The organism is Halocynthiibacter namhaensis (genome assembly GCF_000812685.1).
Taxonomy (GTDB): Bacteria; Pseudomonadota; Alphaproteobacteria; order Rhodobacterales; family Rhodobacteraceae; genus Halocynthiibacter; species Halocynthiibacter namhaensis.
In genome coordinates, this window is sequence record NZ_JWIF01000056.1 from 106,176 (window position 1) to 126,587 (window position 20,412).

Below are 20,412 nucleotides of genomic sequence, written 5' to 3' on the forward strand. Positions count from 1 at the left end.
TTACTGCCCGATCCCCGGAAGTAGAATTTGCGTGGCATTTTGCACCAATATCGCGGCACCGGGTACAATGCCCGTACGCGTATTCTGACCATCGCTAAGGCTGTCAATTGTACCCTGCATGCGCTGTAAAATCGTGATCAATTCGGCAGAGTTCCCCGCATTAAAATGCCCACCCCGGATGGAATAATCGCTGGTATTGATGACGGTCACGTCAAAGTCGGCGATTTCATCTGGGTTGCCCAAAGAGCCCACGCGTTGCTTCAACCCCGTCGCAAAAGCAGACAGTCGCAACACTTGGTCTTGTTCTGACGTTATCAAAATAAATGGATCGGGAAGCGCGCCGATTTCTTGAAGCTGACTGCGAAAAACATCAACGTCGATGTCTGCCGAAACCAAGAAGACGCCACCAACCTTGCGCAGCATTTCCCGATTGTCGCGGATGGCCATCGTGCGCAGGACCTCCATCGACAAAAGGGCCCCCATGGAATGGCCCACCAGCGAGACACTGTCGGCACCCGCAGCGTCGACTTGATTGATTAACTCTTCTAGGCCACGACGAGCAAACAACACGGAATCCCGATCGTGAATATAGCCAAGCGGATGCGCGGCACTGGGCCAAGAATAATGTACCGATACGTCTGGATTCCCAAAGTCATTGGACAGTTGTGCCGTGCGATAGATGCCGTCCGCGAAACTGTTCAGAAACCCATGCACATATATCGTGACATCGCGTTCCCCACGCGGTTTTTGACGAAGTTCCCGGGCAAGTTTTTCGCTAAACTCTTGTGGGGAAGAGAATAGATTTTCACTGCGCGCAACAAAATGTTTCAAAGCATCAGGCGTGCGTTTGGGCCACTCAATTTGTCCCGTAACATGGTTGGGTGGGATGGAAATATCATATTGCCCATATCCCGTGACCTCGCTGCGATCACTTCCGTATCGCAAAGTGAAATCTGGGCTGCGGCTTGTGGCGAAAAACACTGGGATGGTGTGATTTTTGAGCTGCCCAGGGACAACATTGATCTGTGTTACCCGTGGGGAACAGGCCGTGAGGGCCAGAAAAATCAGAAGATAAATGGATCGCATGTTAACCTGCTAAAACTAAACTTGTCCGCAGATTAACATAGATAAAACCAAGGTTCATCTGATTTTAGAACCGAAACTTGATGTCAATTTACAGCACGTAGCGCGACAGATCTGTGGATTTCGCCAATGTGCCAAGGTTTGCTTCGACGAAATCCGCATCCACCGTGATCTCTTCGCCGCTGCGGTCTGGGGCGGTGAAGCCAAGGTCCTCGAATACACGCTCAATCACTGTGTAAAGCCGACGTGCACCGATATTTTCGACAGTTTCGTTCACGTCCGCAGCAATCTTTGCAAGCGCCGCAATGCCGTCATCTGTGAAGGTGACGGTGACACCTTCGGTGCCCAATAATGCGGTGTATTGCAGGGTCAAAGCATTGTCAGTTTCGGTCAAAATGCGGACGAAATCTTGTTCTGTTAGGGCACGCAGTTCAACGCGAATGGGCAAGCGGCCTTGTAATTCTGGCAGCAAATCTGACGGTTTCGCGATGTGGAACGCGCCGGATGCGATAAACAGGATATGGTCCGTTTTGACGGGGCCATGTTTGGTCGACACAGTTGTGCCTTCGATCAAGGGCAACAGGTCACGTTGCACACCTTCGCGCGAAACATCGCCCCCTCGGCTTTCTTGACGAACAGCCACTTTGTCGATCTCATCCAGAAAGACGATGCCATTTTGTTCAACGGATTCAAGGGCCGTACGGGTGATGGTTTCGTCGTCCAACATCTTGTCAGCTTCTTCGCCAATCAAAGTGTCATAGCTTTCGGAAACGGTCAGTTTGCGCCGTGTTGTGCGCCCGCCCATCGCTTTTCCAAACAGGTCACCTAGGTTCATCATGCCCATGCTTGAACCCGGCTGTCCTGGAATGTCAAAGCCCTGCATTGGGCTTGATGTATCAGCGAGATCAAGTTCGATCAAAGTGTCATCAAGTTCACCCGCCTTCAACTTCTTGCGAAACATTTCAATCGTCGCCTCACGGGCATCTTCGCCGGCGATGGCGCGCAAAACGCGTTCTTCTGCGGCTTCGTGGGCCTTGGTTTTCACATCTTCGCGCATAAGGTCGCGTGTCTGAGCAATCGCGGCATCTGCAAGGTCACGGATGATCTGTTCAACGTCTCGGCCAACATACCCGACTTCGGTGAATTTGGTTGCTTCGACCTTCAGAAACGGCGCACGTGCCAGTTTCGCCAAACGGCGCGAGATTTCGGTTTTGCCAACGCCTGTGGGCCCGATCATCAAAATATTCTTTGGGTAGACTTCGTCGCGCAGATCGTCAGGCAGCTGCTTGCGGCGCCAACGGTTGCGTAAAGCCACAGCAACGGCCCGTTTGGCGTCATTTTGGCCGATGATAAAACGGTCAAGTTCGGAAACGATTTCGCGGGGGGTAAAGTCGGTCATTCAGGCTCCAGGGTCGCAATCTCAAAAGGTGGCAAGGGTGATTGCCTAATACTTAGGTACGATATGCATTAATTCACGCAGAATCTGAACCCAGAATAAACGAACTGGCAAAAAATGCATTGAGAGCGGCCAAAAAAGTAAACACGCTGATCAATATGCCTTCGCCACCGGGTGATGGCGAAGGCGTTGATGTGCTTAGGCAAGGTCAAATCGGTCGGCTTGCATGACTTTTGTCCAAACCGAGACAAAATCGCGAATTAGTTTTTCCGCATTGTCATCTTGGGCGTAGACTTCGGCATAGGCGCGCAGAATGGAATTTGACCCAAACACCAGATCGGCGCTGGTAGCTGTCCATTTCACGACCCCAGTCTTTCGATCACGGATTTCATAAGTGTCCGTGCCGTCAACCGGGTGCCAGCTGTAGGCCATATCGGTTAGATTAACGAAGAAATCTGGCGTCAAGGCACCTGGGCGGTCAGTGAAAACACCGTGCTGCCCGCCGCCGTGATTTACGTCCAGCACACGCATGCCGCCAAGCAACACGGTCATTTCCTGCGCCGTGAGGCCAAGCAATTGGGCGTGATCCAACATCATTTCTTCTGGGCTGACTGCATATTTGGCTTTCTGCCAATTGCGAAACCCATCTGCGAGAGGTTCAAGCACGTCAAAAGATGCGCCATCGGTTTGATCATCGCTTGCATCACCACGACCAGGGGCAAAGGGAACCGCGATATTCGACCCGGCTGCCGCGATAGCGGCTTCAAGGCCAATATTGCCCGCAAGAACGATCACATCAGCAATGGATGCGCCGGCCTCTGTTGCGATGGGTTCAAGCGCGTTCAACACTTTGGCGAGGCGCGCAGGTTCATTGCCTTGCCAATCTTTCTGAGGCGAAAGTCGGATGCGGGCACCATTGGCACCACCGCGTTTATCCGACCTGCGGAAGGTCCTTGCGCTGTCCCAAGCGGTTGCTATCATCTCGGCGTTGCTCAGGCCACTGGCTGCGATTTTGGCCTTCACCGCAGAGACATCATAGGTCGCGTTACCCGGTGCAATCGGATCCTGCCAAACGAGATCTTCTTGCGGAACGTCAGGGCCAATATAACATAATTTCGGGCCCAAATCCCGATGTGTCAGTTTGAACCAAGCACGGGCAAAGACATCTTTGAAATAGGCAGGATCCGCGATGAATTTCTGACAGATTGCATTATAGGTCGGGTCTATTTTCATTGCCATATCCGCATCTGTCATGATGGGATTGCGGCGCAGGGACGGATCTGACGTATCAAGCGGCTTATCTTCTTCTTTGATGTCAACGGGTTCCCATTGCCACGCGCCTGCTGGTGATTTTTGTAAGGCCCATTCATAGCCGAACAGAAGATCGAAGAAACCCATGTCGAATTTTGTGGGTTCAGATGTCCAGGCCCCTTCAATACCTGAGGTGAAGGCCTCGGATGCTTTGCCGTTTTGCGCTGGATTGGCCCAACCAAACCCCTGTGCTTCGATTGAGGCCCCTTCAGGTTCGGCCCCGATGTTGCTGCCGTCGTTGTTGCCATGGGCTTTGCCAACTGTGTGCCCTCCGCAGGTCAAGGCGGCGGTTTCTTCGTCATCCATTGCCATTCGGGCGAAGGTTTCCCGCACTTGGGCGGCGGTTTTCAACGGATCAGGTTTGCCATTCACGCCTTCTGGGTTCACATAAATCAGCCCCATGTGAACGGCGGCCAATGGGTTTTCTAAGGTGGATGGGTCTTCTAAATTATCATAGCGTTCTTCACTTGGGGCCAACCATTCTTGTTCAGAACCCCAATATGTATCGATCTCTGGCCTCCAAATATCTTCGCGACCAAATCCAAAACCAAACGTATCTAACCCCATGGATTCATAAGCAATTGTGCCAGATAAAACGATAAGGTCAGCCCAGCTTAGGGCGTTACCGTATTTCTTCTTAACCGGCCACAACAGGCGGCGCGCTTTATCAAGGCTTGCATTGTCAGGCCAAGAATTCAGAGGTGCAAATCGAATATTGCCAGAGCCAGCGCCGCCGCGTCCATCTGCCAGACGGTAAGACCCGGACGAATGCCACGCCAGCCGGATCATCAAACCCCCATAATGCCCCCAATCGGCAGGCCACCAATCTTGTTCGTCGGTCATCAACGCGTGCACGTCAGCTTTTACAGCGTCAAAATCAAGCTGGCTCACCGCAGTTCGGTAATCGAAATCGGTATCCATCGGGTTTGTGGGTGCGCCGTGTTGATGCAAAATGTCCAAATTAAGCGCATTCGGCCACCACTTTGTAACGGGCTTTGACAGTGTCGTATTTCCACCGTGGTGAAACGGGCAGCCCTCGCCTTGTTGTGCGGTCTTGGTCATGAAAAACTCCGTTTGCTGATATTATTATTGTTATTTGGCTCTCTAGATCAGGCTATCGGCGGGATGATGATAAATCCAATTGCATTTTTTGTGCCTCCCGATAAATTATTATTATGAACAACTTTACTTTGAAGCAGCTTCGCTATCTCGTGGCGCTAGATCGTCACGGTCATTTTGGGCGCGCGGCGGATGCATGTGCGGTCACCCAGCCCGCCTTGTCGATCCAAATAAAAGAGCTGGAAACATCTCTTGGGACGCCACTGGTGGAACGGTCTCCGCGCGGTCTTCGGATGACGCCTGTCGGTGAAAATTTTGTCATGCGGGCGAAAGACATTCTACGTGCCGTGGCCGAGTTGGACGATCTGGCGCGCGTTTCGAAAGGCCCGCTAAGCGGCAGGTTGCGGTTGGGTGTGATCCCGACAGTTGCCCCGTATTTATTGCCAGAGATCCTGAAAAAGCTTGCCGCGAATTTCCCGACGTTGGACGTGATCCCTAGGGAAACGGTTACCAAGACGCTTTTGAAAGGGCTGCGGGAATATGAATTGGACGCGGCCATCGTCGCATTGCCCGTGTCTGAACCCTTGTTGGAAGAATTCTTGCTGTTTGAAGAAGAATTCGTTTTGGTCAGACACGGTCGGGAAGCGCAGATGCCTCTGCCAAGCCCCAGTGAATTGCTGAAAATGCGGCTTTTATTGCTTGAGGAAGGGCATTGCTTTCGGGATCAGGCTTTGTCGTATTGCAATGTCGGTGGGGTCAAGGCGCGCGATGTGATGGAGGGCAGTTCCCTGTCCACTTTGGTGCGCATGGTTGGGGCTGGTCTGGGGATGACCTTGATCCCAGAAATGGCCGTTCCGTTCGAGGTGCAGTCCGAAAGCGTTGAGGTGACAACATTCGCGCGCCCTGCCCCATCACGCAAGGTTGGGATGATTTGGCGCAAGAGCAACCCACTTGCACCACAACTTTTTGAATTGGCCAAAACGCTTCAGGCCCATCAGGAACGTTAAAAACCACCACATCGAGGGGCCCAGATGTGGTGGTTTCTTCAAGTCATGCGTGAAGGCCTGCATGTCATTTTGTTGCTAAGCGAGGTCTTTCAACACGGTCAAAAGCTGCGCGATTTCGGCTTCTGTATTGTAATGGCACAGCGAAATGCGAATACAATCAGGCAGACCAAGCGGGTCAAGCACGTTGCCACTGTAATGATCGGCTTTGCGCGTGTGGGTGCGAATGCCTTGATTGTTCAGGATGGTCACAACATCAGGGGATGCCATACCTTTCACCACAATCGACACAAGCCCTTCGCGGGCCGCATTATCGGCACCAGCCAGAATTGTGATGTGATCCATGTCGCGCAGGCCCGGAAGGTTGCCTGTGCCATTGATCATCGCGTTGGTCAGATGGGTTTCATAGGCGTGGATCGCACGCCCGGCGGCCTCGATCCGTTTGCGCGGCTCGACCTCATTGGAAACCTCACCCCCCAGCCAATCAAAATAGCTGACCACATCAGACAATGTTGCATATGCGCCCGTGTCGCGTGTCCCAAATTCCCAACCTGTGGGGGCCGCATCGATCAACATATCATGCGGCAGGGCAGACAGCTTGTCGGAAATCCAGGCAATGCCATACCCATGACGCGAGAACATTTTGTAAGGCGAAATCGCGTAACCATCGACGTTGTAGGCCTCTAGGTCCATCTGACCGTGGGCCGCGTGTTGGATGCCATCCACAATGATTATACAATCAGGGGAAACCGCACGGATCGCTTTGGAAATCGCCGCAACATCCATGCCCATGCCGGTGACGGGTGACGCATGCAAGATCGTCGCAACCGCCACATCCGGCGTCATCAACGCGGTATATGCGGCAGCGGTTACAAGGCCCGTTGCGTCATCATGTGGCACGTTCACATAGTCAAGACCTGCGATATCAGACCAACGGCGCGCCGCAGATCGGCTTGCGGGGTGTTCAATCGATGACCCGATCACTTTCGCACCTTTGGGCGCGTTCACACAGGCTGTGCGGATCAAACGAAACAGCAGTTCGGTGCCGCTTTCACCCGCAAAGAATTGACCCGACTTCGCGTTCATCAAGACCGCCATATCGGCTTTGGCTTTGTCAATCGTTGCCACAAGCGCGTGTGCCGCTGGGTTGTCACGCCCCTGATTATCCGGGATCGCCGCATATTTTGAAGAGGTCCCAACAGCGGTTTTCAACGTCAATGCACCGCCTGCGTTTTCAAAGAAAATACGATCTCCTTGAAACGGGCAGTTGTCCACATGGGCGAATTGATCTCGGATTGCCTTGATCAGATCGGGGTTATTCTGGATCATTTTTCTCGTCCTGTAAGCAGATATTCAAAGTGCATGTTTATGGTGCGCGGGTGACAATCTCCCGACAGAGTTCAGCAATGCCTATGTGGCTGTCACGTGGGAAACCATCGACACTATCATCAATGATGCCATGGGCCGAATTGATCAAGCCTGCACGCAATATCATGCCTAATAAAAGTGCTTCGCGCTCTGGCGTGCGCTGCAAATCCGGTTTGCGATCACCGAGCATCTGGGTGACGTGTGCGTTGTAGTATTCATCACTCGTCACATAGGGGCGGACCACTTTAAAGGGGGAGACTCAGTATCCTGTACTTACAGTTCGAGCGGGTCATTATGATCGAGAGAAACGTGCCGTCAAATGAATGTAAATTTGTAGGCTAGTTCGCAGCGGGCCACGCAAGGTATCGAATTGAATAGAGAATTAAAAAACCACCATATCGAGTATTACTCAGACATGGTGGTTTCAAATAATGGTGAGCCCTACTGGGTTCGAACCAGTGACCTACTGATTAAAAGTCAGCCGCTCTACCAACTGAGCTAAGGGCCCTCACTTGCGGGTCGTTTAAGGTTGCGAGCCGACGGGGTCAAGGAGGAATCTTTGAAAATCCGTCTCTGGCATGATTTTTTCTTTCAGATTATACGGAAGCCATGGATATGCAGCAGAAAAACACCGCCGGTTTACCGTTTCGTAAGATGCACGGCTTGGGAAATGACTTTGTCGTCATTGATACGCGTCATGGGCCCGATGTCATGACGCCGGAACGCGCCAAGGCTATTGCGAACCGCTATTTTGGCGTGGGCTTTGATCAATTGGTGATTCTTCGTGAATCCAATCAAGCTGATCTGGATGTTGAATTTTGGAACTCTGACGGGTCGCGCGCTGATGCATGCGGCAATGCAAGCCGTTGTATTACCAGACTTATCCTTGAAGAAACTGGCGGTGATACAGCTCGATTCTTCACAGGTCATGAGGTTTTAACGGGCATGCGCGTGGACGATGATTTGTTCAGCGTGAATATGGGCCATCCGCAATTGACCTGGGATCAGGTGCCCCTGTCTCACGCCGTTGACGACTTGATGAACCTGCCAATCAAGGGTGCGCCAGGTGCCTGTGGCATGGGAAATCCGCATATGGTGTTTGTTGTAGATGATATAGAATCAGTGGATCTACGGGCAATTGGCCCAACTCTGGAACATCATATCTTATACCCCCAACGTACGAATGTTGAGTTCCTGCAAATCCGGGCGCGGGACGAAATTCGCATGCGGGTTTGGGAACGTGGCGGTGAAATCACCCTTGCTTGCGGTTCTGGCGCCTGTGCGGCCGCGGTTGTGGCGCATCAAAAGGGCCTGACTGATAAGAAGGTTAAGATGGAACTTGATGGTGGTTGGCTTGAGATTGACTGGCGCGACGATGGTGTCTGGATGACGGGCCCCGCCACGCATGTGTTTGATGGCACGATGAGTGAAGAATTTCTGAGTGCACTCTGATGACCACATCTGATCTAAAATTCACGACACTGGGTTGCCGCCTGAACGCCTATGAAACCGAGGCGATGAAAGCCATGTCAGAAGAGGCCGGCATTGGCGGTGCCGTGGTGGTGAACACTTGTGCCGTAACAGCGGAAGCGGTGCGCAAAGCCCGCCAAGAAATCCGCCGTTTGCGCCGTGAAAACCCCGATGCAAAAGTGATCGTTACCGGTTGCGCCGCGCAAACAGAACCCGAAACCTTTGCCAATATGGATGAGGTCGATCTGGTTCTGGGCAACACGGAAAAGATGCAACCTGAGACCTGGCAGAAACTGTCTGGCCCTGATTTTATTGGCAAAAGTGAAAAAGTTCTGGTCGATGACATCATGTCGGTCACTGAAACCGCCGGGCATTTGATTGACGGATTTGGCACGCGGTCGCGCGCCTATGTGCAGGTCCAAAATGGTTGTGATCACCGCTGTACGTTTTGCATCATCCCCTATGGTCGCGGCAATTCCCGATCCGTGGCGGCGGGTGTTGTGGTCGATCAGATCAAGCGATTGGTCGATCAGGGGTATAATGAGGTCGTCCTGACGGGCGTTGATCTTACGTCCTGGGGGGCAGACTTGCCCGCGACGCCGCGTTTGGGTGATCTGGTGATGCGGATCTTGAAACTGGTGCCTGATCTGGCGCGTTTGCGGATCTCATCCATCGATTCCATTGAGGCCGATGACAATCTGATGCAAGCCATCGCGACCGAACCACGCTTGATGCCGCATCTGCATCTTTCGTTGCAACATGGCGATGATTTGATCCTGAAACGCATGGCGCGGCGTCATTTGCGTGATGATGCGATTGCCTTCTGTGAAGACGCGAAAAAACTACGCCCGGATATGACCTTTGGCGCGGATATCATCGCGGGCTTTCCAACCGAAACCGATGCGCATTTTGAAAACTCGCTGAAATTGGTGAAAGATTGTGATCTAACTTGGCTGCATGTCTTCCCCTATTCCAAACGCGAAGGTACGCCTGCCGCGAAAATCCCCAATCAGGTGAACGGCAATGTGATCAAAACCCGTGCGGCCCGGCTGCGCGCCGCGGGCGACCTTCAGGTGAAAACCCACCTCGCGGCACAACATGGGAAAACCGCCAAAATCCTAATGGAAAATCCGCGTATGGGGCGTACTGAACAGTTCACTGAGGTGTGTTTTGACGCTGATCAACCTGTTGGGCAAATCGTGACTGCGCACATCACGGGCAACAATGGCAAACAACTGCTGACTTGATTTCATCTTGCTACAAATACTCCCGCCGGAGGCATAATTCTGATGACCCGCCCTATCCTCTATTCCTTCCGCCGCTGTCCCTACGCCATGCGCGCACGTCTTGCGATTCATGTGGCGGGTATTGAATGCGAATTGCGTGAAATCCTTCTGCGCGACAAAGCCCCTGAATTCCTAGCAGCCTCGCCCAAGGGGACCGTGCCTGTGGTGGTTGATGCGGGGCATGTGATCGAGGAAAGCCTAGATGTTATGCATTGGGCGCTTGCCAAACATGATCCGCAGGGGTGGCTGGATATGCCTCAGGAAGGGCATGCGTTGATTGCACAAAGCGACGGGCCGTTTAAATCGGCACTTGATCGCTACAAATACGGCAGCCGCCATCCTGAAGCCGATACAGATGATGAACGCGAAAAAGGTGCCGATTTCCTGCGCAAACTGAATACAATGCTGCAAGGGCAGGCATATCTTTATGGCGAAAACCCCTGCCTGTCAGATATGGCGATTGTCACTTTTGTACGCCAGTTTGCCCATGTGGACCAAGATTGGTTTTATGCGCAGCCTTGGCCTGATCTGATACGCTGGCTGGACGCGTTTAAAGCCTCAAACCTATTTGCGGCGATCATGGGGAAATACCCGACATGGCAACAAGGTGATGAAATAATAGTCTTTTGCCCAAAAACACCGGGCTGACGTCGCTTTATCTATGGTTTCCGACAGGCTTTGCAGATTAGCTTGCCGATAAGGAGACCAGATCATGACAGAAAACAGCAATCGTAAACCTTCTCTGACCACCCGCGTCGCCCAAGCCTTGCGTTTTATCGAAGAAGGCACAGGCGCGGTTGTGCCGTCGATCCAGCCCTCTGCGACCTATGCGCGGGACGAAAATTACGAGGTGCGCAAACCTTATTGGTATCGCCGCGACGGCAGTCAAACCACGGGCCACGCCGAGGCCATTATTGCCGAATTGGAAGGGGCGAAAGAATCGCTTTTGTTCTCGTCTGGCATGTCTGCCTGTACCGCTGTGATCGAACATTTGCCGACAGGTGCCCATGTGGTCGCGCCCGAGGTGATGTATCACGGCGTTCTGCAGCAGCTTCAAATGTATGAGAAAAACAAGCGCATTACGGTTTCTTGGTACACGGCGGGCAATCTCGATGAGCTTGAGAGCGCGATGAAACCTGGTGAAACGCAATTGGTTTGGATCGAAACCCCGAACAACCCGAATTGGGAAGTGACCGACATCAAAGCCGTCGCTGAAATCGCCCACGCCCATGGTGCGAAATTGATGGCGGATTGCACGGGCACCCCGCCCTGTATGACCCGCGCTTTGGACTTTGGCGCGGATATTTCATTCCATTCTGCGACGAAATATTTGAACGGCCATTCCGACATCACTGCTGGCGTTTTGTCGGTGCGTGAAACCGGCCAATACTGGGAAGATATCTTCTGGGTGCGCAAGCTTCAGGGCACTGTTTTGCAGTCTTTTGATGCCTGGCTTTTGGTGCGCGGCATGCGGACGTTGTTCCTGCGGGTCGAGAAATCTTGCGCCAACGCCATGGCATTTGCGAAGCATTTCCAGAACCACAAACATGTCGAGGCCGTTTTATACCCAGGTCTGCCAACCGATCCCGGCCATGAGATCGCCAAGCGTCAGACTGACGGTCAATTCGGCGGCATGCTGTCGATCATCGTGAAGGGCACGGAACAAACTGCAATTGATGCGACGCGGTTCTGCGAGTTGTTCTATCCCGCAACATCTTTGGGTGGGGTTGAAAGCCTGGTTGAGCATCGCAAAACCGTGTCGGGCGAAGGCTTTCCCGTGCATGAACGCCTGTTGCGCCTGTCCATCGGGATCGAAGATGCGGATGATTTGATCTATGATTTCGAACAAGCATTGGCGCGTGCAAACGCGTAATATATCAAAGCTTTAAGCAAAAGGCCGAGCCGTATATCGCGCCCGGCCTTTTGTGATTAAGCAGCCAGTGCAGCGCGTGTTTTGCCGATCATTAGGGCGGCTGACGCGGCTTCGCGGCCTTTTTGCACGAAATGTTCGCGATAAATCGCCATGTGGTGTTCAGTTTCCTGGAAATGATGCGGCGTCAGGGAAACGGATAAAACGGGCACGCCCGTATCCATTCCCGCGCGCATGAGGCCATCCACCACGGCCTGGGCCACGAAATCATGGCGATAGATGCCGCCATCGACAACAAGGGCGGCACAGGCTATCGCGCCATAACGCCCTGTTTCAGCAAGGTCTTTCGCCACAAGCGGCATTTCAAATGCGCCAGGAACATCAAAAACGTCAACTTGGTCTGCCGGGATCAATTCGCAAAACCCTTTTAGGGCTTGGTCAACGATATCGGCATGCCAATTGGCTTTGATAAAGGCGTAACGGGTGTGTGTCATGGTTTGGCTCCTTCAGGTTCAGACACGTCACCCAGGGCATTCACGCACTTTCCCCGGGGGTTCCCAAAGATTGCACGCGTTCTCTTTCATCCGGACTATGACCGTCGGTTCCGGAGTTACACCGGATCTGCTGACACCCATCAGATGGGCCGCTCGCGGACTTATGGGTTACCCCACTTACCGCCGGTGGGGAATTACACCCCGCCCTGAGAACAAGGTGAATATGGCGCGGGGTTGCATCGGGTTCAATCCCCACCTACGACTTTGTATGAAAGGAAACCGTCATGCATCCAAATCCAGCGTTTCGCCAGACACCCAATGACCAAAACATCACCCTTGCGCGGGATCGCGGCTTTGGTGTGCTGTCTGTGAACGGTGCCGATGGACCGTTGATTTCGCATGTGCCGTTTATCCTGTCGAAAGACGGCGGTTTTGCCGATCTTCACCTTGTGCGATCAAACCCGATTGTACGCGCCTTGGCGGAACCGCAAAAGGCGGTCATCGCGGTGACAGGGCCTGACGCTTATATTTCGCCGGATTGGTATGGAATTGAGGATCAGGTTCCGACCTGGAACTATGTCGCAGTGCATTTGCGCGGTGAATTATACTTGCGCGATGCGGGTGACTTAAAGCCACATTTGGATGAATTGACAGCACATTTTGAGGCCCGCCTTTTGCCCAAGCCCCCCTGGAAAAATGATAAGGTTACGCCCGATGCATTTGAGCGCATGTTGCGGATGATCGTGCCTGTGCGCTTAAAGATCGAAACCGTTGACGGGACGTGGAAGCTTGGACAAAACAAAGGCGAAACCGCCCGCTTAGGTGCGGCAGACGGTTTGGATAGGGCCGGTTTTGGCAATGATGTTGGGCAGCTTGCCCAACTTATGCGGTCTGCCAGAGATTGACGCTTGGGGCCGCCTAACAGGTGCCTTCAATCTTTAGCGTGGCTTTCGCAGGCCTATGGGGCGGCCGATTTGCTTAGGGCGTTCAATCTCGCGATGGTCTTCAACCAGTGCAGCGATCCGGGCTATAATATCTTGCGGATAGTTGGTGGAGCGCCGGGTGCTGTGATCCACATTGATCAAGATTTGTTCCATCACACAAACGGCGGCATCATCACTGGCGCGATGCATTGATCCGGCCACATGGACCCGCTTTTCATCGCCATCTAACATCAGAAATTTGCAGTAAAACTCTTCGCCCAGCAAAAGCTCATCCAGGTAATGGAGATGGTTTTGCAGGGCAAAGGGGCCTTGATTGTGGGTTTTGCTGAAACTTGGCCCTGCACCGATTTTATGATCAAGCAAATCATCAAGATCATGATCAAAGGCCATGACATAGTAGGCCAAGTTCATGTGACCGTTATAGTCGATCCAATCCTTGGGTACGCTGCGGGTCTTTGATCTGATCCAGTCGCTCATGCGTTGGCCTCAAATCCAGATAGGAAGGACTGCAAGTTGTCGCCCAGTTCATCACAGAGATATCCGCCTTCTTGGACGATCGCCGTGGGCAGGTTCAACGCCGCAAGCATCCCAGCCATCTTCGCAAACCCAGGGGTTGAGACAGATAAGCCGCCAAAGGGGTCGTTTTCATAGGCATCTAACCCAAGCGCGATGACAATGGCGCTGGGCGCGAAGGCTTCGACATGGGCAAGACCATTGGCAAGACCTGTCATAAACCCTTCATCTTTGGTGCCACGGGGCAGGGGGATGTTCAGGTTGTACCCATGCCCTGCCCCTTCGCCGATCTCATGGGCGTGTCCCCAAAAGAAGGGGTAAAAGCGTGCGGGATCGGCGTGAATGGACAATGTATAAACGTCATTGCGTTCATAGAAGATGCCTTGGGTGCCGTTGCCGTGGTGTAGATCAACGTCGATGATGGCAACGCGGTCATGGGTTTTTCGCAAATATTGCGCGGCAATTGCGCTGTTGTTCAGATAGCAAAACCCCCCCGCAAGATCGCTGAAACAATGGTGACCTGGTGGGCGACAAAGCGCATAGGCCATTTTGTCACCGGCTTCGACAGCCATGGCGGCGGATGTTGCGCTATGGGCGGACCAACGCGCTGATTCCCATGTGTGTTCCCCAATGGGGCAAGACATATCGGCCACGTGAAACCCGGTTTGGGCAATGGCGGATTCTGGATAGCTGGCAGTGCGGCGATCTGGGTGGATGTTTGGAAAGATTTCGGGCGCGGCCTTGGGATTGCGACGCCACCGTTGATGAATTGTCGAGATGAATTTGACATAAGCGGGTGAGTGCACAGCAGAAATATGGGCAAGCCCATGATCTTTTGGCGCGATCACTTCATGCCCCCCGGCAGCAACACCAGACAGTAACCGCTTTAGGCGTTCGGGCTGTTCTGGGTTGGGTTGCATGACGCCATCAACCAGATAGCCGCTGGGATCATGAAGGGCTTGATGGGTTTGATCTGTGAAAACTTTCATCGCTTAAAATCCTACCTTATCGGCACCTTTGAGTTGCAGCATCTCGCGCGTCTCATCCGGTGTTGCAATTTCATAGCCCAATTCTTCCAGAACCGTGCGGATCTTGGTGACCTGTTGGGCGTTGCTGACGGCCAGCTCACCCCGGGAAATCATCAGGCTGTCTTCCAATCCGACACGCACGTTGCCACCAAGGATGACAGACATAGTGCCCAGCGTCATTTGTTGACGCCCCGCCGCCAAGACCGAGAATTGATATTGATCCCCAAGCAAGCGATCAGCCGTTTCTTTCATCATCATCAAGCTTTCTGGGCTGGCATCAATACCACCCAGAACGCCCATAACGAATTGCAAAAAGACAGGCGCTTGGATGCGGTTTTGCTTTAGATAAAAGGCCACGGATTGGATGTGACCGACGTCGTAACATTCGAATTCAAACTTAGCACCACCACCATCCCCAAGCATTTTGAACACGGTTTCGATGTCATGGAAGGTGTTCTTGAAAACCACATCGCGGGTGTTTTCAAGAAAGGGTTCTTCCCAATCATGTTTCCAATCGCTGTAACGATCTTTCATCGGAAACAGGCCAAAATTGATTGATCCCATATTAAGGGAACACATTTCTGGGGCGAGCTCAGCTGGGGCGGAAAGGCGTTGTTCCACGGTCATTTGGGATGATCCGCCAGTGGTCAGATTGATCACGGCATCGGTCGAATTTTTGATGCGCGGCAGGAACTGACGAAACACATCAATGTCGGAACTGGGTTTGCCATTTTCCGGGTCACGCGCGTGCAGGTGCAAGACGGAAGCACCGGCGTTTGCCGCCTCAATCGCGGATGTGGCGATGTCGTCCGGGGTGACGGGCAAATGCGGGCTCATGCTGGGGGTGTGAATGGAGCCCGTGATAGCGCAGGTGAGGATGATTTTACGTGGCATGTTCAGGCCTCCAGGCCGTTTTCGCGGGCGAAGACAGCCAGACTGTCATCAAGGATGTTCAGAATGTCGCTGACTTGCGTTTCAGTCACGATCATCGGGGGGCAAATCAGGAAGTGATCGCCGTCAATGCCCCCACGGGTCCGTCGTGAATAGGTGATGAGATTGCGCTCATAGCAGATCTCAACAAAGCGGTCATAGGCGTTCAAATCTTTGGGCAGCGGTTTCATCGTGTCGCGGTCGGACACCATCTCAAAGGCCGTCAGCAAGCCTTTGCCACGCACATCCCCAATGAATTCGTAACGTGACATCAAATCACGCAGCCCAGACATCAACACATCCCCCATGGCGCGGGTGTTGCCCATCAGATCAAGCCGGTCGATTTCGTTCAAAACGGCAAGCCCAGCCGAACAAGCCAACGGGTTACCGGCGTAGGTGTGGCCATGGGCGAAGCCGCCCGCATCCAACACAGTTTCGACCATTTTTTCGTCCGCGATCATCGCCCCAAGCGGGGCGTAACCTGCTGCAAAACCTTTGGAAACCGCAACCAGATCAGGGCGAATATCCCAATGTTCAGAGGCCATGAACGTGCCCGTACGACCGACGCCAGACATGACTTCATCCATGATCAATAGAACGCCGAATTCATCGCAAATCTCGCGCACACGTTTGTAATAGCTGTCTGGTGCCACCAACGCGCCTGTGGATGCACCACCAACGGGTTCCATTGCAAAGGCAAGCACCGTGTCTGGCCCCTGAGACATAATTTCATCGCGCAGCATCTCGGCGTATTTCAGCCCGCGTTCGTGATCGGAAAGATTGTCCTGATCTTGATAACACGTCGGGGCAGGGATCTTTGGCATATCCTTAAACAGGGGCATAAACGCATCTTTAAGCGGCCCATACCCGGTCAAGGCAAGGGCCCCTAAGGTCGACCCGTGGTAGGATGGGAAACGCGAAATAATCTTCCAACGACTGCTTTGACCCGCAGCTACGGCCCATTGGCGCGCGAATTTCACGCATGATTCTACCGCTTCTGATCCGCCAGAGACAAAGAAGATTTTGTTCAAACCGTCGGGCATGCGATCCGCGATAGTGCTGGCCAGGTCTTCCGCTGCGCTGTTCTCAAAATGAAGACGGTAAGCGAAGGTTGCGCTGTCCATCTGGGCCTTCATGGCTTTCAGCACATTTTGGTTAGAATGCCCAATGTTAGACACCATTGCGCCAGATGATCCGTCGATATAGCGCGTGCCATTTTTGCCGTAAATATAGATACCTTCAGCGCGGTCGACCTCGGGGCGGCGCTGACGGGATTGATAGAACAGATTTGATTTTTTCACGGGGTGTCTCTCTGTGACAGAAGGGCGCGAAGCGGCCAAATGCAAGTGTTGCATGATGGAACTTGCGTTTGTTTTCATCATAGCGCAAATAGATATGGTCAATGAATGACATAGGTGAAATCTATGACTGACCCTTTCGACCCAGAGAAATTGATCCGTGAGCTGGATTGGAACTTGCTGCGGACCTTCATGTTCATTGTTCAGGAAGGCAGCATTACCTTCGCTGCGAAACGTTTGATGCTGCGTCAACCTTCTGTCAGTCAGGCGTTAAAACGGTTGGAAACACGTTTGAACACGGTGCTTATTGATCGTGGACCGTCACATTTTCGGATCACCCCAGCCGGTCAGGTTTTATACCAAGAATGTCTTGATATCTTTGGCAGCCTTGCCCGAACCATTCAAACAACGCAAAGCACCAATGATGTGGTGACCGGGAAGGTGAAACTGGCCTTGCTTAGCCGGATTGAAAGCAGTTTCTTCGACGAGATTCTGACAGATTTTCACGGTGAAAACCCCGAAGTCAGCTTTGACCTTGAGGTGATGTCAAGCAAGGCTGTGCAGCAAGCTGTCTTGGAGAAATCAGCCAGCCTTGGCGTGTGCCTGGTCCATGAAAAACATCAAATGTTGCAGTATCAGACTCTATATAGGTCGCATTTCGGGTTCTATTGCGGGCCAACCCATCCCTTGTTCGGGCTGCGAAGTTTAACGTTGGATGACCTTGCTGGGCATACGTCGATTTCATTTCGAACCGATCAGTTGCGCGACGCCTTACGCCCCATCGCTTTGCTGCGCGCGCAGCATCGCCTTGATGACCGTGTGATCGGCTATACTTCGCATCTGGGTGAGGCCCAGCGCATGATCGTTGCCGGCCTTGGGTTTGGGCCGCTTCCTGTGCATGTGGCGCAACGATTGGTTGATGCTGGTAGGCTGTGGCGTTTGCCGCCGTTTGCGGATGAACTGGCGATTGACGTTCATTTGGTGCTGCATAAATCTGCGCGATTGTCCCGCGCAGAGATGGCGTTCGTCGAGATGATGTCCGCGCGGATCAACGCGACGCCTTTGTCTCAGCGTACCTATCCCATCCCGACCTAACAGGATCGGGATGTTGGCCTATAATGTCCAAGCATCAATAGGGGCGCCCATCAGGTCGCGATGCACTGTGATCCCAAGGCCAGGTGCATTTGGGGCAAGCACGCCGCCGTTTATCACTGGGGCGTCGAAATTCGCTGTCTCTAAGGTGACCATGTCGCGGCAGTCTAGAATGCATCGCAAAAGCCGTGGGGGCACGGTTGCCCCTAAATGGGCGATTGCTGCGAATGCGATGGTTGAGCCGACGGTGTCTTGCACCGACATGCTTAGCCCAGCAGATCGACATATATCACGATGTCGACGCCCGTGGGTTAGGCCGCCCGCCTTAGAGATCTTCAACCCAATGCCATCGGCAATATCCTGGGCCAGGATCTGAGCGATATCCGCATCTTGTTGGGCCAATTCATCGATCACAATTGGTACGTTGCATCGCTGTCGCAAGGAAAGCGTTTCACGCCAGGTGGCGCAGGGGGATTCCAACACGAAATCCAACCCAGATGGGAGCATATTCAACATGCGCAACGCGGTTTCAGGGATGAGACCCCCGTTGGCATCCACGATAAAGTATTCGCCGGGCTGCCGATCCGCGAGGGCGGAACGGATGCGTTCGGCATCCAATGCGGGGCCGCCTTCACTGTCTAGCGCACCGACCTTGATGGAATGGCCAAGATATCCGCGGGCGCGATGGTCTGCCACGCGGGCACGCATGTCTTGCGGGGTGCCTGCATAGATAGATGAGATGATCGGCATGGGGATCTGTGTCGAGCCACCCAATAGGGCGCAAACGGGCATGTTTACGGATTTGCCGAACACATCCCAACAGGCCAGGTCAATTGCAGATTTCGCATGATTGTGCCCCATGAGGGCATCATCCATGGTGTCATTGATCCGATCCAACTGACGTGGGTCTTGTCCAAGCAAATGGGGCGCGATTTCTGCAATGCCGGCACGGGCACCTGCGGCGTGAGCCGCAATATAGGTGGATCCAAAAGGTGTCGATTCCCCCCAACCTTCCAGGCCATTGTCGGTGACAATCCGAACGATTGAGGCATCAAAGCTGGAATATGTGCGCCCGCCAGACAGGTGATAAACACCGCCGCTATAGGGAAGATCAACTTGGTAAAGTTCTATCCGGGCAATCTTCATGACACCGCCTGAGGCGGGATAAGAACCAGTTTGCCTGTGTGTTTTTTCGCCAGGAAAGCTTCTTGTGCTTTCTGGATTTCAGACAGGGGATAGGTCTGTGCCACCAGCGGGCGGATTTCCCCAGCCTCGATGTAGGAGATCAAGTTTTCGAACACGATATCTTCTTGAAAGGTACAGCCAAACAGCGTGAGGTCTTTCAAGTAAAGCGTCCGAACATCGATTTGTGCAATGGGGCCAGCGATGGCACCCGCCGTTGCGTAACGTCCACCACGGCGCAGTAGGTCCAAAAACACGGGCCATTGATCACCTGCGACCAAATCAATCACGACGTCGATGCTGCCTGCACCAAGTTCGGCGATCAGATCTGCGTTGCGATCCACCGTTTCATCGGCGCCAATCGCCAAGACCTCTTCGCGTTTGGCATGGGACGTCAGCGCAATGACATGTGCGCCGCGACGTTTCGCAAGCTGCACAGCCGCTGAGCCCACGCCACCGGATGCCCCCGTGATCAACACGCGTTCTGCCTGGACCCCCGCCCGGTGCAGCATGTTTTCCGCAGTTGAATACGCGCAGGGAATTGACGCGAGTTCGGCATCGGCCCAATCGCAGTCAACCGCGTGTGTTTCAGCCGCGGGTGCCACAACAAATTGTGCAAACCCGCCATCCATTTCTGAACCAATCGTCCAGCATTCATAAGGCCGATAATCGACGTAGGTGCGCAACATATTGCGCACCAAGACACGCTGACCAATGCGCGCGGGATCGCCATCTTCGCCCACGGCTACAATGTGACCGCATACATCGGCCCCTTGAATGCGGGGGAAGGTTAGGGCCTCGCCGGACCAGCTGGCGTCATCGTCATCAAGTGCTTCAAAGCCGCTTGCGCCGCCTGTTTCCGTGTCGGTGGTGACCGTCTTTGAGTACCATCCGATGCGTGTGTTTATGTCTGTGTTGTTGATCCCCGCCGCCGCAACTTGAATAAGAACTTCATTTGCCTTTGGGGTGGGCGTCGCAATGTCGGTGCGATATACAAGCTGATCCAAACCGCCATGGCCAACAAGATGAACCCCGGTCATTGCTTTTGGTATATTCATTTTGCGTCCCCTGTCGATACAGTTAC

At 53.3% G+C, this 20,412-nt stretch carries 19 protein-coding genes, 1 tRNA gene and 1 riboswitch; of the genes, 7 read left to right on the forward strand and 13 right to left on the reverse strand.

The window, feature by feature from the left end; all coding sequences use genetic code 11:
- The 3 genes from RJ38_RS08515 to katG form a co-directional block, all read right to left on the reverse strand.
- Complete coding sequence (locus RJ38_RS08515) at window positions 1–1,086, reverse strand: alpha/beta hydrolase (protein ID WP_052245301.1); 1,086 nt, start codon at window positions 1,084–1,086, stop codon at window positions 1–3.
- Window positions 1,087–1,174: 88 nt separating this feature from the next.
- Window positions 1,175–2,482 carry an ATP-dependent protease ATPase subunit HslU gene (hslU, locus tag RJ38_RS08520; RefSeq protein WP_039018432.1) on the reverse strand — a complete coding sequence of 436 codons (1,308 nt, stop codon included), beginning with the start codon at window positions 2,480–2,482 and terminating at the stop codon, window positions 1,175–1,177.
- A gap of 195 nt (window positions 2,483–2,677) precedes the next feature.
- Window positions 2,678–4,852, reverse strand: a complete 2,175-nt coding sequence (gene katG / locus RJ38_RS08525; RefSeq protein ID WP_039018433.1) for a catalase/peroxidase HPI — start codon at window positions 4,850–4,852, stop codon at window positions 2,678–2,680.
- Between the two features lie 113 nt (window positions 4,853–4,965).
- Between katG and RJ38_RS08530 the strand changes: the two genes are divergently transcribed.
- Window positions 4,966–5,856 carry a LysR substrate-binding domain-containing protein gene (locus RJ38_RS08530; RefSeq protein ID WP_039018434.1) on the forward strand — a complete coding sequence of 297 codons (891 nt, stop codon included), beginning with the start codon at window positions 4,966–4,968 and terminating at the stop codon, window positions 5,854–5,856.
- Between the two features lie 75 nt (window positions 5,857–5,931).
- Here RJ38_RS08530 and RJ38_RS08535 read toward each other — a convergent pair whose 3' ends face one another.
- The 3 genes from RJ38_RS08535 to RJ38_RS08545 form a co-directional block, all read right to left on the reverse strand.
- Entirely contained in the window at window positions 5,932–7,182 is a 1,251-nt protein-coding gene (locus RJ38_RS08535) for an aminotransferase class V-fold PLP-dependent enzyme (protein WP_039018435.1), read from the reverse strand.
- Between the two features lie 37 nt (window positions 7,183–7,219).
- On the reverse strand, window positions 7,220–7,450 hold the full coding sequence (locus RJ38_RS08540; RefSeq protein ID WP_156121811.1) for a hypothetical protein: 231 nt from the start codon (window positions 7,448–7,450) through the stop codon (window positions 7,220–7,222).
- Window positions 7,451–7,653: 203 nt separating this feature from the next.
- Window positions 7,654–7,729, reverse strand: a tRNA-Lys gene (locus tag RJ38_RS08545).
- Between the two features lie 107 nt (window positions 7,730–7,836).
- On the opposite strand from RJ38_RS08545, the gene dapF reads away from it, so the two are divergent.
- The 4 genes from dapF (at window position 7,837) to RJ38_RS08565 (ending at window position 11,850) form a co-directional block, all read left to right on the forward strand.
- The gene (gene dapF / locus RJ38_RS08550; protein ID WP_039018860.1) at window positions 7,837–8,673 is read left to right on the forward strand and encodes a diaminopimelate epimerase; all 837 of its coding nucleotides are present in this window, start codon (window positions 7,837–7,839) and stop codon (window positions 8,671–8,673) included.
- Entirely contained in the window at window positions 8,673–9,938 is a 1,266-nt protein-coding gene (mtaB, locus tag RJ38_RS08555; protein ID WP_039018437.1) for a tRNA (N(6)-L-threonylcarbamoyladenosine(37)-C(2))-methylthiotransferase MtaB, read from the forward strand. Before dapF ends, mtaB begins: the two co-directional genes overlap by 1 nt.
- A gap of 42 nt (window positions 9,939–9,980) precedes the next feature.
- The gene (locus RJ38_RS08560; RefSeq protein ID WP_039018438.1) at window positions 9,981–10,625 is read left to right on the forward strand and encodes a glutathione S-transferase; all 645 of its coding nucleotides are present in this window, start codon (window positions 9,981–9,983) and stop codon (window positions 10,623–10,625) included.
- A 64-nt stretch (window positions 10,626–10,689) separates the two neighbouring features.
- Window positions 10,690–11,850, forward strand: a complete 1,161-nt coding sequence (locus tag RJ38_RS08565; protein WP_039018439.1) for a trans-sulfuration enzyme family protein — start codon at window positions 10,690–10,692, stop codon at window positions 11,848–11,850.
- 56 nt (window positions 11,851–11,906) lie between these two features.
- Here the strand turns inward: RJ38_RS08565 and RJ38_RS08570 are convergent, their stop codons facing one another.
- A complete protein-coding gene (locus RJ38_RS08570) occupies window positions 11,907–12,341 on the reverse strand; it encodes a 6,7-dimethyl-8-ribityllumazine synthase (protein WP_039018440.1) in 435 nt (144 codons plus the stop codon).
- A gap of 74 nt (window positions 12,342–12,415) precedes the next feature.
- A riboswitch (FMN riboswitch) is annotated at window positions 12,416–12,559 on the reverse strand.
- A 66-nt stretch (window positions 12,560–12,625) separates the two neighbouring features.
- Here RJ38_RS08570 and RJ38_RS08575 point away from each other — a divergent pair.
- Window positions 12,626–13,246, forward strand: coding sequence for an FMN-binding negative transcriptional regulator (locus RJ38_RS08575; RefSeq protein WP_039018441.1), 621 nt, complete (start codon window positions 12,626–12,628; stop codon window positions 13,244–13,246).
- Window positions 13,247–13,279: 33 nt separating this feature from the next.
- Here the strand turns inward: RJ38_RS08575 and RJ38_RS08580 are convergent, their stop codons facing one another.
- The 4 genes from RJ38_RS08580 to RJ38_RS08595 are packed head-to-tail and all read right to left on the reverse strand — an operon-like array spanning window position 13,280 to window position 17,057.
- Window positions 13,280–13,762, reverse strand: a complete 483-nt coding sequence (locus tag RJ38_RS08580) for a thioesterase family protein (RefSeq protein WP_052245302.1) — start codon at window positions 13,760–13,762, stop codon at window positions 13,280–13,282.
- The gene (locus tag RJ38_RS08585; protein WP_039018442.1) at window positions 13,759–14,787 is read right to left on the reverse strand and encodes a histone deacetylase family protein; all 1,029 of its coding nucleotides are present in this window, start codon (window positions 14,785–14,787) and stop codon (window positions 13,759–13,761) included. The genes RJ38_RS08580 and RJ38_RS08585 overlap by 4 nt, the downstream gene beginning before the upstream one ends.
- Window positions 14,788–14,790: 3 nt before the next feature.
- Window positions 14,791–15,720, reverse strand: coding sequence for a 3,5-dioxohexanoate:acetyl-CoA acetone transferase (gene kce / locus RJ38_RS08590; RefSeq protein WP_039018443.1), 930 nt, complete (start codon window positions 15,718–15,720; stop codon window positions 14,791–14,793).
- 2 nt (window positions 15,721–15,722) lie between these two features.
- Window positions 15,723–17,057, reverse strand: a complete 1,335-nt coding sequence (locus RJ38_RS08595; protein WP_039018862.1) for an aminotransferase family protein — start codon at window positions 17,055–17,057, stop codon at window positions 15,723–15,725.
- A gap of 123 nt (window positions 17,058–17,180) precedes the next feature.
- On the opposite strand from RJ38_RS08595, the gene RJ38_RS08600 reads away from it, so the two are divergent.
- The gene (locus RJ38_RS08600) at window positions 17,181–18,149 is read left to right on the forward strand and encodes a LysR family transcriptional regulator (RefSeq protein ID WP_039018444.1); all 969 of its coding nucleotides are present in this window, start codon (window positions 17,181–17,183) and stop codon (window positions 18,147–18,149) included.
- 18 nt (window positions 18,150–18,167) lie between these two features.
- On the opposite strand, the gene RJ38_RS08605 is transcribed toward RJ38_RS08600, so the two are convergent.
- The gene (locus RJ38_RS08605; protein WP_039018445.1) at window positions 18,168–19,292 is read right to left on the reverse strand and encodes a mandelate racemase/muconate lactonizing enzyme family protein; all 1,125 of its coding nucleotides are present in this window, start codon (window positions 19,290–19,292) and stop codon (window positions 18,168–18,170) included.
- Complete coding sequence (locus tag RJ38_RS08610; RefSeq protein ID WP_039018446.1) at window positions 19,289–20,386, reverse strand: alcohol dehydrogenase family protein; 1,098 nt, start codon at window positions 20,384–20,386, stop codon at window positions 19,289–19,291. Before RJ38_RS08610 ends, RJ38_RS08605 begins: the two co-directional genes overlap by 4 nt.
- Window positions 20,387–20,412: the final 26 nt, after the last annotated feature.

Excerpts from the sequence above, each read along its gene's own strand:
- RJ38_RS08580 (WP_052245302.1), bottom strand. The coding sequence starts at position 13,762 with ATGAGCGACTGGATCAGATCAAAGACCCGCAGCGTACCCAAGGATTGG.
- RJ38_RS08515 (WP_052245301.1), bottom strand. The coding sequence starts at position 1,086 with ATGCGATCCATTTATCTTCTGATTTTTCTGGCCCTCACGGCCTGTTCC.
- RJ38_RS08585 (WP_039018442.1), bottom strand. The coding sequence starts at position 14,787 with ATGAAAGTTTTCACAGATCAAACCCATCAAGCCCTTCATGATCCCAGC.
- dapF (WP_039018860.1), top strand. The coding sequence starts at position 7,837 with ATGCAGCAGAAAAACACCGCCGGTTTACCGTTTCGTAAGATGCACGGC.
- RJ38_RS08575 (WP_039018441.1), top strand. The coding sequence starts at position 12,626 with ATGCATCCAAATCCAGCGTTTCGCCAGACACCCAATGACCAAAACATC.
- RJ38_RS08530 (WP_039018434.1), top strand. The coding sequence starts at position 4,966 with ATGAACAACTTTACTTTGAAGCAGCTTCGCTATCTCGTGGCGCTAGAT.
- RJ38_RS08565 (WP_039018439.1), top strand. The coding sequence starts at position 10,690 with ATGACAGAAAACAGCAATCGTAAACCTTCTCTGACCACCCGCGTCGCC.
- RJ38_RS08600 (WP_039018444.1), top strand. The coding sequence starts at position 17,181 with ATGACTGACCCTTTCGACCCAGAGAAATTGATCCGTGAGCTGGATTGG.
- katG (WP_039018433.1), bottom strand. The coding sequence starts at position 4,852 with ATGACCAAGACCGCACAACAAGGCGAGGGCTGCCCGTTTCACCACGGT.
- RJ38_RS08535 (WP_039018435.1), bottom strand. The coding sequence starts at position 7,182 with ATGATCCAGAATAACCCCGATCTGATCAAGGCAATCCGAGATCAATTC.
- RJ38_RS08605 (WP_039018445.1), bottom strand. The coding sequence starts at position 19,292 with ATGAAGATTGCCCGGATAGAACTTTACCAAGTTGATCTTCCCTATAGC.
- kce (WP_039018443.1), bottom strand. The coding sequence starts at position 15,720 with ATGCCACGTAAAATCATCCTCACCTGCGCTATCACGGGCTCCATTCAC.
- RJ38_RS08570 (WP_039018440.1), bottom strand. The coding sequence starts at position 12,341 with ATGACACACACCCGTTACGCCTTTATCAAAGCCAATTGGCATGCCGAT.
- RJ38_RS08560 (WP_039018438.1), top strand. The coding sequence starts at position 9,981 with ATGACCCGCCCTATCCTCTATTCCTTCCGCCGCTGTCCCTACGCCATG.
- RJ38_RS08610 (WP_039018446.1), bottom strand. The coding sequence starts at position 20,386 with ATGAATATACCAAAAGCAATGACCGGGGTTCATCTTGTTGGCCATGGC.
- mtaB (WP_039018437.1), top strand. The coding sequence starts at position 8,673 with ATGACCACATCTGATCTAAAATTCACGACACTGGGTTGCCGCCTGAAC.
- hslU (WP_039018432.1), bottom strand. The coding sequence starts at position 2,482 with ATGACCGACTTTACCCCCCGCGAAATCGTTTCCGAACTTGACCGTTTT.